The organism is Amantichitinum ursilacus (assembly GCF_001294205.1).
Taxonomy (GTDB): Bacteria; Pseudomonadota; Gammaproteobacteria; order Burkholderiales; family Chitinibacteraceae; genus Amantichitinum; species Amantichitinum ursilacus.
On sequence record NZ_LAQT01000023.1, the window covers coordinates 1 to 1,311 of the forward strand.

1 protein-coding gene is annotated in these 1,311 nt (G+C 60.3%); it reads right to left on the bottom strand.

Features of this window, described 5'->3' with window-relative positions; all coding sequences use genetic code 11:
- Positions 1-62: 62 nt before the first annotated feature.
- Positions 63-1,193, bottom strand: coding sequence for an IS481 family transposase (locus tag WG78_RS15590; protein ID WP_053938768.1), 1,131 nt, complete (start codon positions 1,191-1,193; stop codon positions 63-65).
- Between the last annotated feature and the right edge of the window lie 118 nt (positions 1,194-1,311).

Below are 1,311 nucleotides of genomic sequence, written 5' to 3' on the forward strand. Positions count from 1 at the left end.
TGTATGGACCGGACACATACTGGACAGGTGTGCGCACACATACTGGACACGGACAAACCTGACTATTGAGCCAGAAGCTCGATCGTAAGGCAGTGATAATGCGCAAAAAACACATCATAGACTTCGTCTGCGCCGATGCGGGGGCGAAGTCCGACATAGTGGTTGATCAGCGCGGCTGAAAGTTTCCAGTCCCGTCCTTTGAAGCGGATCATCCCGCCCCATCCCACCTTCAGCACCACATCGTCCGGTGCGTATTGCGGCGGGTCGATCCGGTCAGGAAAGCGCCGCTCGCTGGGCCGGTATCGTGAGACGGGCGTGGCGAGGCCGAGCGCTTCGTGCGGGCGAATCAGGTTGTAGTCCTCGCGCCATGCATCCAGTGCCTGCTGCAGCGTTGCTGCATCGGCAAATCGATACCGGTTGAACAATTCCGCCATCAGCGTGCGATGGAACCGCTCGATCTTGCCGTTGGTTTGCGGGTGATAGGGGCGGCTGTAGGTCACTTCAATACCCAGCAGGATCAGCCAGATCGCGAGGGTGGAAAGCTGCCCCGGTGCCGAGGGCGAACCCCACGGCGAGCCGTTATCAAAATTGATCTGGGCCGGTAGCCCATAGCGCCGGAAAGCCCGTTCCATCAGGCGTTGCACCGTCGCCGTCTTCATGTCCGGGCACGCCTCCAGCAACAGGTTGAAGCGCGAATGGTCATCGATCATGGTCAGCGGCGACGTCTGCCCATGCGCAAGCTGGATCGTTCCTTTGAAGTCGACCTGGAGCAAGGCATTGGGCACATCGCGCTCGAACCGGATGAAGGGCGTGGCCGCGTCTGAAGCTTCTGCGCTGATCAGTCCGTATCGATGAAGGATGCGGGTGACGGTGCTCGGCGCAACGTCCGGCTGCCCCTGATCGGCCAGCACCCGGCTGATCTTGCGACCGCCCCACGCGGGATGGTCCCGCCGCATGCCAACCACCTGCGATTCGAGCATCGCCCCGGACTTGCGGGGCTGGTTCAACGGCTTGCGGGAACGATCCTGCAGCCCGTTGATGCCCGCTTCAGCATACCGCGCCAGCCAGCTGTAGCCGGTTTGCGGGCTGATATCGAAATTGCGGCACAAAGCACGCCGGTCAGCGCCCGGCTGACGGGCCAGCAGCACGAACTCAAGACGGATATCCATAGTTGAAACAGGTCTCCAGATCATGGTGGCTTCCTGGCAATGGGCTGTCAGGAAGTGTCCACTATGTCTGCGCACACCTGTCCAGTATGTGTCCGGTCTAAACACTTCGCCAAAGAAAAGTAAGCAAAAGAAAGGCGACCCC